The organism is Streptomyces sp. NPDC086519, from assembly GCF_040686075.1.
Lineage (GTDB): Bacteria > Actinomycetota > Actinomycetes > Streptomycetales > Streptomycetaceae > Streptomyces > Streptomyces shenzhenensis.
This window is the reverse complement of sequence record NZ_JBFBJL010000013.1, coordinates 172,306-186,814: the sequence shown is the minus strand read 5'-3', so window position 1 is coordinate 186,814 and position 14,509 is coordinate 172,306. Positions and strand designations below refer to the sequence as shown.

General features: G+C 71.3%; 13 protein-coding genes, 2 pseudogenes and 1 riboswitch. Of the genes and pseudogenes, 9 read left to right on the top strand and 6 right to left on the bottom strand.

From position 1 onward, the window contains the following. Positions 1 to 725 (bottom strand): annotated as a pseudogene (locus AB0P24_RS15335) (hydrolase); the annotation flags it as partial. 525 nt (positions 726 to 1,250) lie between these two features. On the opposite strand from AB0P24_RS15335, the gene AB0P24_RS15330 reads away from it, so the two are divergent. After that, positions 1,251 to 1,817, top strand: a complete 567-nt coding sequence (locus AB0P24_RS15330; RefSeq protein WP_365794012.1) for a DinB family protein — start codon at positions 1,251 to 1,253, stop codon at positions 1,815 to 1,817. Between the two features lie 110 nt (positions 1,818 to 1,927). On the opposite strand, the gene AB0P24_RS15325 is transcribed toward AB0P24_RS15330, so the two are convergent. Continuing rightward, positions 1,928 to 2,422, bottom strand: a complete 495-nt coding sequence (locus AB0P24_RS15325) for a hypothetical protein (RefSeq protein WP_365794010.1) — start codon at positions 2,420 to 2,422, stop codon at positions 1,928 to 1,930. A gap of 406 nt (positions 2,423 to 2,828) precedes the next feature. On the opposite strand from AB0P24_RS15325, the pseudogene AB0P24_RS15320 reads away from it, so the two are divergent. Further along, positions 2,829 to 2,966: pseudogene (locus AB0P24_RS15320) on the top strand (transposase); the annotation flags it as partial. Positions 2,967 to 3,054: 88 nt separating this feature from the next. Here the strand turns inward: AB0P24_RS15320 and rocD are convergent. After that, positions 3,055 to 4,260 (bottom strand): ornithine--oxo-acid transaminase, encoded by a 1,206-nt coding sequence (rocD, locus tag AB0P24_RS15315; protein ID WP_365794008.1) that lies wholly within the window; start codon positions 4,258 to 4,260, stop codon positions 3,055 to 3,057. A gap of 104 nt (positions 4,261 to 4,364) precedes the next feature. Further along, positions 4,365 to 4,476, top strand: a riboswitch (ZMP/ZTP riboswitch). 32 nt (positions 4,477 to 4,508) lie between these two features. Here rocD and AB0P24_RS15310 point away from each other — a divergent pair. The 3 genes from AB0P24_RS15310 to AB0P24_RS15300 all read left to right on the top strand — a co-directional run bounded on the left by AB0P24_RS15310 (position 4,509) and on the right by AB0P24_RS15300 (position 7,852). Beyond that, a complete protein-coding gene (locus tag AB0P24_RS15310; protein ID WP_365794006.1) occupies positions 4,509 to 5,963 on the top strand; it encodes a glycine hydroxymethyltransferase in 1,455 nt (484 codons plus the stop codon). Between the two features lie 166 nt (positions 5,964 to 6,129). Then, on the top strand, positions 6,130 to 7,143 hold the full coding sequence (gene trpS / locus AB0P24_RS15305) for a tryptophan--tRNA ligase (protein WP_365794004.1): 1,014 nt from the start codon (positions 6,130 to 6,132) through the stop codon (positions 7,141 to 7,143). 130 nt (positions 7,144 to 7,273) lie between these two features. After that, complete coding sequence (locus AB0P24_RS15300; RefSeq protein WP_365794002.1) at positions 7,274 to 7,852, top strand: 2'-5' RNA ligase family protein; 579 nt, start codon at positions 7,274 to 7,276, stop codon at positions 7,850 to 7,852. A gap of 81 nt (positions 7,853 to 7,933) precedes the next feature. On the opposite strand, the gene AB0P24_RS15295 is transcribed toward AB0P24_RS15300, so the two are convergent. Next, positions 7,934 to 8,689, bottom strand: a complete 756-nt coding sequence (locus AB0P24_RS15295) for a decaprenylphospho-beta-D-erythro-pentofuranosid-2-ulose 2-reductase (protein ID WP_365794000.1) — start codon at positions 8,687 to 8,689, stop codon at positions 7,934 to 7,936. 26 nt (positions 8,690 to 8,715) lie between these two features. Next, positions 8,716 to 10,107: an FAD-binding oxidoreductase gene (locus AB0P24_RS15290; protein ID WP_365793998.1), complete on the bottom strand. Its 1,392-nt coding sequence runs from the start codon at positions 10,105 to 10,107 to the stop codon at positions 8,716 to 8,718. Between the two features lie 150 nt (positions 10,108 to 10,257). Between AB0P24_RS15290 and AB0P24_RS15285 the strand changes: the two genes are divergently transcribed. The 4 genes from AB0P24_RS15285 (at position 10,258) to AB0P24_RS15270 (ending at position 13,085) form a co-directional block, all read left to right on the top strand. After that, a complete protein-coding gene (locus tag AB0P24_RS15285; RefSeq protein WP_365793996.1) occupies positions 10,258 to 10,758 on the top strand; it encodes a phosphatase PAP2 family protein in 501 nt (166 codons plus the stop codon). A 103-nt stretch (positions 10,759 to 10,861) separates the two neighbouring features. Further along, positions 10,862 to 11,770, top strand: coding sequence for a decaprenyl-phosphate phosphoribosyltransferase (locus AB0P24_RS15280; RefSeq protein WP_365794034.1), 909 nt, complete (start codon positions 10,862 to 10,864; stop codon positions 11,768 to 11,770). Next, entirely contained in the window at positions 11,767 to 12,192 is a 426-nt protein-coding gene (locus tag AB0P24_RS15275; RefSeq protein ID WP_365793994.1) for a GtrA family protein, read from the top strand. Before AB0P24_RS15280 ends, AB0P24_RS15275 begins: the two co-directional genes overlap by 4 nt. Next, positions 12,180 to 13,085, top strand: a complete 906-nt coding sequence (locus AB0P24_RS15270) for a YihY/virulence factor BrkB family protein (protein ID WP_365793992.1) — start codon at positions 12,180 to 12,182, stop codon at positions 13,083 to 13,085. Before AB0P24_RS15275 ends, AB0P24_RS15270 begins: the two co-directional genes overlap by 13 nt. On the opposite strand, the gene AB0P24_RS15265 is transcribed toward AB0P24_RS15270, so the two are convergent. After that, positions 13,033 to 14,310 carry a D-alanyl-D-alanine carboxypeptidase gene (locus AB0P24_RS15265; RefSeq protein ID WP_365793990.1) on the bottom strand — a complete coding sequence of 426 codons (1,278 nt, stop codon included), beginning with the start codon at positions 14,308 to 14,310 and terminating at the stop codon, positions 13,033 to 13,035. The genes AB0P24_RS15270 and AB0P24_RS15265 overlap by 53 nt on opposite strands. Positions 14,311 to 14,509 lie beyond the last annotated feature (199 nt).

Below are 14,509 nucleotides of genomic sequence, written 5' to 3'. Positions count from 1 at the left end.
CCCTTGACGTTCGCGTTGTCGGAGGGCTTGAGGGTCGCCGTCGTCCCGTTGGCGATCAGGCTCTTGGTGACGGTGCCGAAGGAGCCGTTCAGCACCGCGTTGCCGCTGTCGCTGACGGCCTTCGGGTAGCCGGAGCTGATGTTCAGCGAGTCGATCGAGAAGCCGAACGGGTCGGTCGAGTCGACGCTGTTGTTCGTCATCAGGTCGTTGAGGATCTCGACCGCGTCGTAGCCGTCGTTGTTGCGGTCGGCGCCGGTGTGGTCGGAGATCATGAACAGTCCGCCGCCGGCCTTCACGAAGTTCATGATCGCCGTCTTCTCGGCGGTGGTGAACTTGGTGTTGGGCTCGGGCAGGACGAGGGCGTCGAACTTGGACAGGTCGGTCGCGGAGGAACCGCCGTACGTCAGCGCGCTGGTGGCGGTCTTCAGGCTGTAGTCACCGGTCTTCTGGAGGGCGACGCCCCAGGACGACAGGGCGCCGGTCCAGTCCTTGTCCGAGGAGGGGGAGGAGTTCTGGGCGAGCGGGTCGGGCTTGCTGGTGGAGATGATCCAGTCCGCGTTGCCGGCCTCCTCGGCGTGGCCGTCGTCGAAGAGGACGTTGTAGGTGGTGGCCGCGCGGGCGGGGGTGGCGGCGCTGGTGGCCTGGACGGCTGCCCCGGCCGTGAACAGGCCGAGCACGGCCAGGGCCGTGGTGAGTTTGCGGCGCGAGGCGGCGAAGCCGGGCATCTGTCATTCCTCCATCGGTGGGGGTGCGAGAGGGATGGCGGTGCGGGTGGTGCGTCGGTCGTCCATGGCCGGATCCGCCGGTCATGGACGGTTCTGCGCGCGTAGAATCGAAGTTGATCGTTCAGCAACGGGCAGGCTGGACGGTACCCGCGGGACGCGGGGCGCGGACAGGATCTCCGGCGGCTTCACATGATTTTCTTACCTGGACATGACAAGTGCGCCCTTGGCGGTGGCCTCTAGTGCCGCATCAGCGAACCTTCGCCCCGTCGGAGCAGGCGTCCGGTGTGGATCCTGGTCCGGTGTGCGACTGAGCGGAGAGAGTCACCCGCCCAAGGCGGATGCCCCATACAGGTTGCTTCGGGACGAAGGGGGCGTGGGTTCAGATCCCGCCACCCCGACAGGTGAAGCACCAGGTCAAGCCTCGGCATCCTCACCCTCCGGTCATTTAGGTCAGGATCTGGCCTCCATGTCTCCTAGTGTCCTTCTGGCCCGGCTGAACACGAACCACGGAAGGCAGAGCGACCAATGAGCGAGACCACTGTCACCCAACTGGCCACGCACGACTCGGCCCATGAGCCCACCGCCACCGGCGAGCGCGCCGACTTGCTGGAGGTCCTGGCCAAGCACCGGCAGTTCTTGCGATTCACCACCCGTGACCTCACCGATGAGCAGGCCGGGCGCCGGACCACCGTCAGTCAGCTGTGCCTGGGCGGCCTGATCAAACATGTCACCGCGGTCGAGCGAGCCTGGGCGCCGTTCATCCTGGAGGGCCCGTCGGCGATGCCCGACTTCACCACCATGACCGAGGCCGACTGGGCCCGACGGGCCGACGAGTTCCGGATGCTGCCCGGCGAGACGCTGACCGGCGTGCTCGCCGACTACGCCGAGGCAGCCCGCCGAACCGACGAACTGGTCGCCACCCTCCCCGACCTGGACGCCACCCAACCACTGCCGAAGGCCCCGTGGTCAGAGCCGGGCGCGCGATGGTCGGCCCGCCGGGTACTGATGCACATCATCGCCGAGACCGCCCAGCACGCCGGCCACGCCGACATCATCCGCGAGTCCCTGGACGGCGCCAAGACCATGGGGTAGCCAGCGGCGCGGCAGGGCGTATCGCCCCCTACAGGCCCCGGAGATCAATTATGGGAAGACCTTTCGTGGGGTAGGCCGACCCATTGCGCCGGTATTTCTGGGCTGAGTGGTCAGCCGGTGTACACAGTCCACCTCTGCCAGGCGTTGCCGCCGTTGCAGCCCTCCTCGCGATAGGCGTACAGGGTCCCGAAACCGCCGTCCAGGCAGACGCGCCCGTCGAAGGTGAAGAACGTCTCGGGGGTCCAGCCGTTGGTGGTGGCTCCGGCCCTGGCCACAGCCCATATGGAACGGGGGTCGTTGTACGAGCAGGGGATCAATTCCACGTCGGAGGAACCGGCAGAGGCGCCAGAGGGGCCGGTGCCCGGTCCGACGGCGTACAGGCAGTAGCCAGGGCCGCTCGGGTCGTCTGCGGTGGTCTGGATCTGCACGTAGGCGGCGCCTCCGGCGTCGGGGGCGGCGCTGATGATGCGAAAGTACGTGCCACCGTAGCCGCAGGAGTCGCCTATGCCGGCCGACGAAGAGTTGCGTTCGATGACGCAGTAGCCGCTGGCATTGTTCTGCAGGGTAGTGCTCGGGATGTTGAGGGTTGCGCTCGCGCTTTGCATGCCGAGGGTAAGGGCTGATACGCCTACGGCCAGGACCGTGGCGAAGCTTCTGGTCCGCCTCCACTTTCGTGCCATCTTCAATCTCCGATCGTGTGCGTGTCCCTGTTTCCGCCGGGGTGTGCCCATGGGGCTTCCTGGGCCTGAGCTGAGTCCCGAGCGAAAGCATGAAGTGCATCAGTGACCCCGTGGGGACGCTACGGACGCGGGTCCTTGGACCGTCCTAGGTTCGTCCTAATGCCAGGTCAGGTCGGCGATCGGCGTTGGCCGTGACGCGGGCGGAGGGCGGCGACGCCTTCAACGGTGCGGTGGGCGGTGCCTTGTGGAGAGGCTGAGCTGTAACCGAGGCCTGCTACTGAACTTGAAAGCGTGATGTCGGGTCGTTTGCCTGACCAGGGCCGGGTGGGTCCGCGGCCTGTCCGGCGTCCAGCTCGTCATCTCCGACGCCCACGCCGGCCTGGCCGACGCCATCGGCGCGGTCCTGCCCGGCGCTTCCTGGCAGCGATGCCGCACGCATTACGCCCGCAACCTTCTCAGCCAGGTGCCGGCCTCGGCCGGTACGGGACGCGGCCGGGCGGCTGACCACAGGTGTCCGGGGGCGGCGAAGGGATCGCGGAGCCGCGCAGGGGAGGCCTTCAGGCGCTCAGCACCTCCCACAACTGCTCGACCCCCCACTCCAGATCCTCCTCCTCGACCACCAGCGGCGGAGCCACCCGCACCGTCGCCCCGTGGGCGTCCTTCACCAGTACCCCCCGCTCCATCAGCCGCTCCGAAACCGCCCGCCCCGACCCCACTGCCGGATCCACGTCCACCCCGGCCCACAGCCCCCGGCCCCGCACCGCCGTCACCCGTCCGCTCCCGGTCATCTCCGCCAGCCGCCGGTGCAGCAGTTCCCCCAGCTCGGCCGCCCGCTCCTGGAACTCCCCGGTCCGCAGCATCGCGATCACCTCCAGCCCCACCGCACAGGCCAGCGGATTCCCCCCGAAGGTGGACCCGTGCTCCCCGGGCCGGAACACCCCGAGCACCTCCGCGTCCGCCACCACCGCCGACACCGGCAGCACCCCGCCCCCCAGCGCCTTCCCGAGGACGTACACATCCGGTACGACCCCCTCGTGCTCGCACGCGAAGGTCCGTCCGGTCCGTCCCAGCCCCGACTGGATCTCGTCCGCGACGAACAGCACCCCCCGCTGCCGCGTCAGCTCCCGCACCCCCGCCAGATAGCCGGCCGGCGGCACCACGACCCCCGCCTCGCCCTGGATCGGCTCCAGCAGCACCGCGACCGTGTTCTCGGTCACCGCGGACCGCATCGCCGTCAGGTCCCCGTACGGCACGATCTCGAAGCCCGGCGTGTACGGCCCGAAGTCCGCCCGCGCCTCCGGATCGGTCGAGAAGCTGATCACGGTCGTCGTACGCCCGTGGAAGTTCCCGGCGGCGACCACCACCTTCGCCATCTCCGCCGGCACGCCCTTGACCCGGTACCCCCACTTCCGGGCGGTCTTCACCGCCGTCTCCACGGCCTCCGCCCCCGTGTTCATCGGCAGCACCATCTCCTTCCCGCACAGCTCGGCCAGCTGGGTGCAGAACGCGGCGAACCGGTCGTGGTGGAACGCCCGCGACGTCAGCGTCACCCGCTCCAGCTGCGCCTTCGCCGCCGCGACCAGCCGCGGGTGGCCGTGCCCGAAGTTCAGCGCCGAATAGCCGGCCAGGAAGTCCAGGTACCGGCGCCCCTCGACATCCGTCATCCAGGCCCCCTCGGCCGTCGCGATCACCACCGGCAGCGGGTGGTAGTTGTGCGCGCTGTGCGCGTCGGCGGCGGCGATGAGGGCTTCCGTAGTGGTCACGGCGACTCCAGGGGACGCGGCGGGATTGCCACCTTTCCTACCCTCTGCCCCTGCCCGACTGGTGGACGCCACGGCCCTGCGGCCCGGCGTGCCCGGTAATGTGACCTGCGGGCCGTGACTGGCGCGCTGGGGTCTGACGGCGGACTCCGAGGATGGGACCGACCATCGGGAAGCGGCCCGCGTCATGACCGAGTGCCGTGCGCCTGGGCCGAACCGTGAATGCCGAACGCCATGTCCGGAGGTCCCGAATGTCTGACACGTCCGCGCCCCTGTCCACCGAGTCCAAGGCCTACCGCGCCGCCCTCGACGTGATCCGTGCCGTCGAGCCGCGGGTCGCCGACGCCATCCGCCAGGAGGTCGCCGACCAGCGCGAGATGCTCAAGCTGATCGCCTCCGAGAACTACGCCTCCCCGGCGACCCTGCTCGCGATGGGCAACTGGTTCAGCGACAAGTACGCCGAGGGCACGGTCGGCCGCCGCTTCTACGCCGGCTGCCGCAACGTCGACACCGTCGAGGCGCTCGCCGCCGAGCACGCCCGCGAGCTGTTCGGCGCCCGGCACGCCTACGTCCAGCCGCATTCCGGTATCGACGCCAACCTGGTCGCCTTCTGGGCCGTCCTCGCCGACCGCGTCGAGGTCCCCTTCCTCCAGAAGGCCGGCGTCCGCCAGGTCAACGACCTCTCCGAGGCCGACTGGGCCGAGCTGCGCCAGGCCTTCGGCAACCAGCGGATGCTCGGCATGTCCCTGGACGCCGGCGGCCACCTCACCCACGGCTTCCGTCCCAACATCTCGGGCAAGATGTTCGACCAGCGCTCCTACGGCACCGACCCGGCCACCGGCCTGATCGACTACGACGCGCTGCGCGTGCAGGCCCGGGACTTCAAGCCGCTGATCATCGTCGCGGGCTACTCGGCGTACCCCCGTCTGGTGAACTTCCGGATCATGCGCGAGATCGCCGACGAGGTCGGCGCGACCCTCATGGTCGACATGGCGCACTTCGCGGGCCTGGTCGCCGGCAAGGTCCTGACCGGCGACTTCGACCCGGTCCCGCACGCCCAGATCGTGACCACGACCACCCACAAGTCGCTGCGCGGCCCGCGGGGCGGCATGGTCCTGTGCGACGACTCCCTCAAGGACCAGGTCGACCGCGGCTGCCCGATGGTCCTCGGCGGCCCCCTCCCGCACGTCATGGCCGCCAAGGCCGTCGCCCTGGCCGAGGCCCGGCAGCCCGCCTTCCAGGACTACGCCCAGCGCATCGTCGACAACTCGCGCGCGCTCGCCGAGGGCCTGATGCGCCGGGGCGCCACGCTGGTGACGGGCGGCACGGACAACCACCTCAACCTGATCGACGTCGAGACGTCGTACGGCCTCACCGGCCGCCAGGCCGAGTCCGCCCTCCTCGACTCCGGCATCGTGACGAACCGCAACGCGATCCCGGCCGACCCGAACGGCGCCTGGTACACCTCCGGCATCCGCATCGGCACCCCGGCGCTCACCACCCGCGGCCTCGGCACGGCCGAGATGGACGAGGTCGCGGGCCTGATCGACCGCGTCCTGACGGCGACCGAGCCGGGCACGACGAAGTCGGGCGCGCCGAGCAAGGCCTCCCACGTCCTCGACGAGAAGGTCTCGACGGAGATCGCCCAGCGGGCGACGGACCTGGTCGCCGGCTTCCCGCTGTACCCCGAGATCGACCTCGGCTGATCGACGCCGGTCAGGGGCAGTGCGCCCCGCAGGGCGCGGGGCCGCATTCATGTGCGGCTCCGCCGCGGGGCGCGACCAGCCACGACCGGCCCGCAGTCCCCCGTGCTCCGGAACCACCCCCACCGCCGGGCCAATCCCACCCTCGCCCTCTGAGAGAATGGTGGACATGGCCTCTGATCGACCCCGCGTGCTCTCCGGCATCCAGCCCACCGCCGGCTCGTTCCACCTCGGCAACTACCTCGGCGCCGTCCGCCAGTGGGTAGCCCTCCAGGAGACCCACGACGCCTTCTACATGGTCGTCGACCTGCACGCGATCACGGTCCCGCAGGACCCCGCCGACCTGCGCGCCAACACCCGGCTCGCCGCCGCCCAGCTGCTCGCGGCCGGCCTGGACCCCGACCGCTGCACCCTCTTCGTGCAGAGCCATGTGCCCGAGCACGCCCAGCTCGCCTGGGTCATGAACTGCCTCACCGGCTTCGGCGAGGCCAGCCGCATGACCCAGTTCAAGGACAAGGCCGCCAGGCAGGGCGCGGAGCGCGCGAGCGTCGGCCTGTTCACCTACCCGATCCTCCAGGTCGCCGACATCCTGCTCTACCAGGCCAACGAGGTGCCGGTCGGCGAGGACCAGCGCCAGCACGTCGAGCTCACCCGGGACCTCGCCGAGCGCTTCAACGGCCGGTTCGGCGAGACCTTCACCATCCCGAAGCCGTACATCCTGAAGGAGACGGCGAAGATCTACGACCTCCAGGACCCGGCGATCAAGATGAGCAAGTCGGCGTCCACGCCGAAGGGCCTCATCAACCTCCTCGACGACCCGAAGGCGACCGCGAAGAAGGTCAGGAGCGCGGTCACCGACACGGACACCGTGATCCGCTACGACGCCGAGAACAAGCCGGGCGTCTCCAACCTGCTCACCATCCACTCCACCCTCACCGGCAAGTCGATCGCCGAGCTGGAGCAGGAGTACGAGGGCAAGATGTACGGCGCGCTCAAGACGGACCTCGCCGAGATCATGGTCGACTTCGTCACCCCGTTCCGCGAGCGGACCCAGCAGTACCTGGACGACTCGGAGACCCTCGACTCGATCCTGGCCAAGGGCGCGGAGAAGGCCCGCGCGGTCGCCGCCGAGACCCTGGCCCACGCTTACGACAGGGTCGGCTTCCTGCCCGCCAAGCACTGAGCGAAGCGAAGCGCTGCACATCACTTCGGCCACGGCTGCCCGGGAGGCGGCCGTGGCCGTAAAGTCGATAGCCGGACGGCCGGGTACGAACCCGACATGCCTCCGCCCACCACGACCGACGGGAGATGACGTGGGGACCGTAACGATCGGCGTGTCGATCGCGGTCCCGGAGCCTCATGGCAGCCTGCTCCAGGAGCGGCGCGCGGGCTTCGGCGACGCCGCGGCCCACGGCATCCCCACGCACGTGACCCTGCTGCCGCCGACGGAGGTCGAGGCGGGGGCGCTGGCCGCGGTGGAGGCCCACCTGAGCGAGGTCGCCGCGGTGGGCCGGCCGTTTCCGATGCGGTTGTGCGGTACGGGTACCTTCCGGCCGCTGTCGCCGGTGGTGTACGTCCGGGTGGTCCAGGGCGCGGACGACTGTGCCTGGTTGCAGCGGCGGGTGCGGGACGCGTCGGGGCCGCTCGACCGTGAGTTGCAGTTCCCGTACCACCCGCATGTGACCGTCGCTCACGGGATCGACGAGGCCGCGATGGACCGGGCGTTCGCCGAACTCGCCGACTACGAGGCCGAGTGGTCCTGCATGGGGTTCGCGCTGTACGAGCAGGGCGCGGACGGGGTGTGGCGGAAACTGCGTGACTACGCTTTCGGGGGCGCTGTCGTGCCTCCTCAGGTGGGGCATGTGGAGCGGGGGAGTATCGCGAGTCGGTAGCCGCGGGCCGGTTGGGGGCTGGTCGCGCCCACGCGGCGGAGCCGCATGTTCGATACAGCCCCGCGCCCCTCACGGGGCGCTTCAGATCGGCAGTCTCCGAAACACGCTCCGCGGCGCGTGCCTCAGCGCCGACATCACCACCCGCAGCGCCCCCGGCACCCACACCACCTCCGAGCGCCTGCGCAGCCCCACCTCGATGGCCGCCGCCACCGCCTCCGGGGTCGTGGCCAGGGGCGCTTCGTCCAGTCCCGCCGTCATCCTCGTCCTCACGAAACCGGGCCGTACGACCATCACGTGCACGCCCGTCCCGTGCAACGCGTCGCCGAGGCCCTGGGCGAAGGCGTCCAGGCCCGCCTTGCTGGAGCCGTAGATGAAGTTGGAGCGGCGGGCCCGCTCCCCGGCGACGGACGACAGGACGACCAGCGAACCGTGGCCCTGCGTCTGGAGGGCCCTCGCGCTGACCAGGCCCGCCGAGACGGCTCCCGTGTAGTTGGTCTGCGCGACGCGCACGGCGTTCACCGGCTCCCGCTCGTCCGTCGCCTGGTCGCCGAGGATGCCGAAGGCGAGCAGGACCAGGTCGACGTCGCCGTCGGCGAACACCTTGCCGAGGGCCGTCTCGTGGGACTCGGGGTCGAGCGCGTCGAAGGGGACGGTGTGGACGTCGGGGCCGAGGGCGCGCAGTTGCGCGGCGGCCTGGTCGAGCGCGGGGGAGGGGCGGCCGGCCAGCCAGACCGTGCGGGTGCGGCGGGCGATCAGCCGGCGCGCGGTGGCCAGCGCGATCTCCGACGTACCGCCGAGGACGAGCAGGGACTGGGGCATTCCGAAGGCGTCCTTCACTGCGACTCCTGAGGGCTGGAGGAGGACTAGAGACCGAGACGGCGGGACAGGTCGGAGACGAACACCCCGTGCGGGTCCAACGCGGCCCGCAGGGAACGGAATTCGTCGAGGCGTGGGTACATCGCGGTGAGCAGTTCGGGGCGCAGCCGGGCGTCCTTGGCGAGGTAGACGCGGCCGCCGGCGCCCGCGACCTCCTCGTCCAGTTCGTCGAGGAAGGCCCCGAGGCCGGGCAGGGCGGCCGGGATGTCCAGGGCGAGGGTCCAGCCGGGCACGGGGAAGGAGAGCCAGCCGGGGTCGGCGTCGCCGAAGCGTTTGAGCACGGCCAGGAAGGACGGGCAGCGGCGCTCGGAGATCCGGGCCACGATCCGGCGCAGGGCGGCCTCCTGGCCGTGGCCGACGACGAACTGGTACTGGACGAAGCCGGCCCGGCCGTAGACGCGGTTCCAGTGCGGGACGCCGTCCAGGGGATGGAAGAAGGCGGAGACGCGCTGGAGTTGGCCGATGCGCGCGCGTGGCGCCTTGCGGTACCAGAGCTCGTTGAAGAGGCCGACGGTGGTGCGGCCCAGGAGGCCGCCGGGGACGTGGGCGGGGACGGGCGGGAGCTCGCGGGGGCGGAAGGCCAGCGGGGCGCGCCCGGCGCGGGTGCGCTTGCCGAGCGCCTCCCGGGGCGCGTGGTCGCCGCGCGTGAGCACCGCGCGCCCGGTAGCCGCCCCGCGCGCCAGCAGGTCGATCCAGGCGACCGAGTAGCGGTAGCGGTGGTCGGTGGCGGTCAGCCGGGCCATCAGGTCGTCGAGGTCGGTGGCGCGTTCGCTGTCGACGGACATGTACGACGTCTCGACGGGGAGGAGGCGGACGGTCGCCGTGAGGATCACCCCGGTCAGACCCATGCCGCCGGCCGTCGCGTCGAACAGCGGGGTGCCGCGGCTCACCGTGCGGACCTGGCCGTCGGCGGTGAGGAGTTCGAAGGACAGCACGTGACGGGAGAACGATCCCGAGACATGGTGGTTCTTGCCGTGGATGTCGGCGCCGATCGCGCCGCCCACCGTCACCTGGCGGGTCCCCGGGGTCACCGGGACGAACCAGCCGAGCGGCAGCAGCACCTCCATCAGGCGGTGCAACGAGACCCCTGCGTCGCACAGCACGGTGCCGCCGTCGGCGTCGATGGCGTGGATGCGGTCGAGGCCCGTCATGTCGAGCACGGCACCGCCGGCGTTCTGCGCCGCGTCGCCGTAGGCCCGCCCGAGGCCCCGCGCGATACCGCCGCGCGCTCCGCAGGTGCGGATCGCGTCCGCCGCCTCCTGGTAGGTCCGGGGGCGGATCAGACGGGCGGCGGTGGGGGCGGTGCGGCCCCAGCCGGTGACCGGGACGGTGGTCTCGGGCGCGGCGGGACCTGCGGGCCCTTCAGGCTTTCCAGGCATGAGGACGACCGTATCGCTGCCGTATGGGTGTTATGTCAGCTATAGGGGATTGGTTATGGAAGATCACCCGACTCCTCGAAACGGGTGATTATCCGAATGTCGCTCCATACGGTCGTAGCTTTGGCGGGGTGAAGGTGAACAGTGAGTCCAATGGACGACATGGACCACCGGATCCTCTCCGTGCTGCACGCCTGCGGCGCCGATCCACGCGTCGCGTCGGCCGCGCGCGGGCTCTCCCTCGCCGGTGAGCACGGCGCGCTCTGGCTCGCGGCGGGCCTCACCGGTGCCGCCGTGGACGGCGCGCGGCGCGGCGCCTGGTTGCGCGGCACGGCGCTGGTCGCGGGCGCGCACCTCGGCAGTATGGGCGTCAAACGGGTCGTGCGCCGGGCACGCCCCGCGCATGTCCGGCCCCGGATGCGCACCGCGGGCCGGCACTCCTTCCCCAGCTCGCACGCCACCTCCGCCACGGCGGCCGCCGTCGCGTTCGGGGCGCTCGGAGCGCCCGCCCTCGCGCCGCTCGCGGCCGCCATGTGCCTGTCCCGGCTGGTCGTCGGGGTGCACTTCCCGACGGACGTGGCGGCGGGCGCGGCCCTGGGGGCGCTCACGGCCCGCGCCGGGGCGCGCTGGATGAGCGGAGGCGGGCGTGACTGAGACCGCGCACGCCGCCGCGCAGGAGGCTGCCGAGGCAAGGCGGCCGGAGGGGGCCGCTGAAACGACTCTGCACGGGCAGCGCGCCCGCGCCGCCCGGCCACCCGTGCCGCCCCGGACCGCCGTCACCCTCCCCGGCGTGCTCCGCGGCCTGCTGAAGACCACCCGCCCCAAGCAGTGGGTGAAGAACACCCTTGTCATCGCCGCCCCGGCCGCCGCCGGCCGGCTCTTCTCCCAGCCCGCCCTGCTCCGCCTCAGCCTGGTCTTCGCGCTCTTCACGGCCTGCGCCGCCGCCGTCTACCTGATCAACGACGCCCGGGACGCCGAGGCCGACCGAGCCCACCCCACCAAGTGCCGCCGCCCGGTCGCCGCCGGGCAGGTCCCGGTCCCCGTCGCCTACGCCGTCGGAGGCGTCCTGGCGGTGCTCGGTCCGCTGCTCGCGGCCCGCCTGACCCCGCCCCTGGTCCCCGCCCTCCTGATCGCCTACCTGGGCATGCAACTGGCGTACTGCGTCGTCCTGAAGCACGTCCTGGTCGTCGACCTCGTCGTCGTCACCACCGGCTTCCTGATGCGGGCGATGATCGGCGGGGTCGCCCTCGGCATCCCGCTGTCCCGCTGGTTTCTGATCACCACCGGCTTCGGCGCCCTCTTCATGGTGTCGGCCAAGCGCTACTCCGAGGCCGTGCAGATGGCCGGGAAGGCCGGTGTCACCCGCGCGCTGCTCACCGAGTACACCACCGGCTACCTCCGCTTCGTCTGGCAGCTGGCCGCCGGGGTCGCCGTCCTCGCCTACTGCCTGTGGGCCCTGGAGGGCCGCGACGGTCCCGCCGCCGGCCTGCTGCCCTGGCGCCAGCTGTCCATGGTCGCCTTCATCCTGGCGATCCTCCGCTACGCCGTCTTCGCCGACCGCGGCACCGCCGGCGAACCCGAGGAGGTCGTCCTGCGCGACCGCGCCCTCGCCCTGATCGGCCTGGTCTGGCTGGCGATGTACGGCCTCGCGGTGGCCCACTGGTGACCGCGCCCCCGCGCGAGCTGATCAGCTTCGCGGCCGTCGGCCTGCTCGCCTACGCCGCCGACCTCGGCCTGTTCAGCTGGCTGCGCGGCCCGGCCGCCCTCGACCCGCTCACCGCCAAGTCCCTGTCCTTCGTGGCCGGCTGCACGGTCGCCTACCTCGGCAACGCCCGCGGCACCTACCGCCACACGCGCGCGACCGGTGTGCGCCCCTACGCGGTCTTCGTCGCCGTGAACCTCGCCGGCGCGCTGCTCCAGCTGGTCTGCCTCGCCGTCAGCCACTACGGACTCGGACTCACCTCGCAGCGCGCCGACACCGTCTCCGGCGCGGTCGTCGGCATGGCGCTTGCCACGATCCTGCGCTTCTGGGGTACCCGCACATTGGTATTCCGCGGAGGGGGCAGAGTCGGATCATGGACTGGCTGAGAAGACTTCCCGTCGTCGGCCCCCTCGTGGGCCGGCTCATGACGACGCACACGTGGCGGTCGTACGAGCGGCTCGACCGGGTGAAGTGGTCCCGGCTGGCCGCCGCCATGACCTTCATCAGCTTCGTCTCGCTCTTCCCGCTGCTGACCGTGGGCGCCGCGATCGGCGCCGCCACGCTGAGCGAGTCGCAGCAGAAGGACCTCCAGAACAAGATCGCCGACCAGGTGCCGGGCATCTCCGACCGGCTGGACATCCACTCCCTGGTGCAGAACGCCGGCACGGTCGGGCTCATCGCCGGTGCCGTCCTGCTGTTCACCGGCATCAACTGGGTCGGCCAGATGCGGGACTGCCTGCGCGCGGTGTGGCAGCTGCCCGACAAGGACGAGAACCCGGTCCTCGCCAAGGCCAAGGACGGCGTCATCCTGATCGGCTTCGGCGGCGCGGTGCTGGTGACGTTCGCCGTGTCCACCGTCGCCTCGGCGGCGGTCGGCTGGACGGGCCGCCAGCTCGGCATCGCCGAACACAGCTGGGGCAGCTTCCTGCTGCGTGTCGCCGCGTTCCTCGTCGCGGCGGCGGCCGACTTCCTGCTCCTGCTCTACGTCCTCACCCTGCTGCCCGGCGTCGAACCGCCGCGCCGCCGCCTGCTGGTCGCCGCCCTGATCGGCGCGGTCGGCTTCGAACTCCTCAAGCTGCTGCTCAGCGGCTACATCCAGGGCGTCGCCGGGAAGAGCATGTACGGCGCGTTCGGCGTCCCGGTCGCCCTGCTGCTGTGGATCAACTTCACGGCCAGGATCGTCCTCTTCTGCGCCGCCTGGACGGCGGAGGAGTCCACCACCGAGTTCAGGGACGAGTCCGTCGGCGCACCAGATCCGGCAGCGGCCAACGGCGGTTGACCAGGAACGCCGCGGCCGCCAGCAGCACCACCACCCCGCCCGCGACCGCCAGCGCCACCCCGACCCCGCCGGAGCCCTGGGCGGAGGCGGCGGCCACCGGCTTCGAGCTCGTGTCGTTCTTGCCGACGGCGGTGGCCGACGGCGTGGCACTGGAGACCACGGCCCCCTTGGGCGGCACCAGCTCACCCACCGGAGCCACCTTGCCGGCCGCCTGGAAACCCCAGTCGAACAGCTTGGCGGTCTCCTTGTAGACCTCGTTGTGCTCCTTCTTCTCCGGGTTCATCACGGTGACCAGCAGCACCCGGCCGTTCCGCTCGGCGACCCCGGTGAAGGTGGCGCCCGCGTTGGTGGTGTTGCCGTTCTTCACCCCCGCGATGCCCTGGTACACCGGGACGTCGGTGTCGCCGCTCAGCAGCCGGTTGGTGTTCTGGATCTCGAAGGAGCCCCGGACCTGCCGCCCCTTGGCGTTCTTCGTGGTGTCACCCGGGAACTCGGCCCGCACGGTCGAGCAGTACTCCCGGAAGTCCTTCTTCTGAAGTCCGGACCGCGCGAACAGCGACAGGTCGTACGCCGACGAGACCTGCCCCGGCTGGTCGTACCCGTCCGGACTGACCACATGGGTGTCCAGCGCCTGCAACTCGTCCGCGTGGTCCTGCATGTCCCGGACGGTCTGCTCGACCCCGCCGTTCATCGCGGACAGCACGTGCACGGCGTCGTTGCCGGAGCGCAGGAACACCCCGAGCCACAGGTCGCGGACCGTGTACGTCTGGCCTTCCTTTATCCCGACCATGCTGGAGCCGGCGCCGATGCCCGCGAGGTCGGCCGGCACCACCCGGTGCGGGGTGGACTTCGGGAACCGGGGCAGCACCGTGTCCGCGAACAGCATCTTCAGGGTGCTCGCCGGGGGCAGCCGCCAGTGCGCGTTGTGCGCGGCGAGCACCTCGCCCGACTCGGCGTCGGAGACGATCCAGGAGCGCCCGGTGATGTCCTTCGGCAGCGCCGGCACCCCGGCGGCCGGGTTCACCTGGGTACCGGGCTGCCCCAGCCGGGTACCGCCCACCGTCGACATGTCCGCCGGGGGAGTGGCCGAGGGGGTCGTGGACGGGGTCGCGGTCGCGGACGGGCTCGGGGCGGCGAGCGCGGCCGGGGCGGTGAGCGACAGGGCGAGCAGGGCGGCGGAGGTGACCAGCAGAGCGCGGCTGGCCATCGGCTTGGGTGCGGGCACGGACGAGAACGTACCTGCCGAGGAGACCGAAGTCCCGTCACCGACCCCACCCCGGAATCGGAACAGGACAGCGAACGGCGATACTGAGGCCATGCTGTGCCCACCCGGGGGCCGCAGCATCCCACGGTCACTCCGTGACGGGCCGGACCCCCGGCCGTCCCGGCCGGCTGTGCGGGCCCGGCGTGGTGACGAAAGGTCT

Coding starts and splice junctions, on each gene's coding strand:
- AB0P24_RS15330 (WP_365794012.1), top strand. CDS start 1,251: ATGAGCGAGACCACTGTCACCCAACTGGCCACGCACGACTCGGCCCAT.
- AB0P24_RS15325 (WP_365794010.1), bottom strand. CDS start 2,422: ATGCAAAGCGCGAGCGCAACCCTCAACATCCCGAGCACTACCCTGCAG.
- AB0P24_RS15310 (WP_365794006.1), top strand. CDS start 4,509: ATGTCTGACACGTCCGCGCCCCTGTCCACCGAGTCCAAGGCCTACCGC.
- trpS (WP_365794004.1), top strand. CDS start 6,130: ATGGCCTCTGATCGACCCCGCGTGCTCTCCGGCATCCAGCCCACCGCC.
- AB0P24_RS15290 (WP_365793998.1), bottom strand. CDS start 10,107: ATGCCTGGAAAGCCTGAAGGGCCCGCAGGTCCCGCCGCGCCCGAGACC.
- AB0P24_RS15285 (WP_365793996.1), top strand. CDS start 10,258: ATGGACGACATGGACCACCGGATCCTCTCCGTGCTGCACGCCTGCGGC.
- AB0P24_RS15270 (WP_365793992.1), top strand. CDS start 12,180: ATGGACTGGCTGAGAAGACTTCCCGTCGTCGGCCCCCTCGTGGGCCGG.